The 270-nt window shown below is 48.1% G+C and carries 1 protein-coding gene; it reads right to left on the bottom strand.

Annotated features, from left to right (window positions below; translation table 11 throughout):
- On the bottom strand, window positions 1-270 hold a 270-nt coding region (locus tag AC0QH1_RS01485; protein ID WP_324628977.1), incomplete at both ends, for a DUF4114 domain-containing protein.

Raw genomic sequence — 270 nt, forward strand, 5'->3', positions numbered from 1 at the left:
TACCCGCAAATCTTCCATTGCGAAGGTATTTCCATCGCCGGTGACATCAGAAATTTGTCCCACATGATAGGCATCATTGGGGTTAGATGTGGCGAGGGAAAATAGGGGACGAATTGCACCTTCAGCGGTGGGATTATCTAAGACTTGCTGCACCTTTCCATTCGGCACCAACATGATGAAAAATTCATCTCCCGGTCGCATGGAGACGGTTTGCACGCCTCGATATTCGCCGAAGTTCCAATTGCCTTCATTTAAAGAGCCGGTAAATCG

This window comes from Phormidium sp. CCY1219 (genome assembly GCF_055795085.1).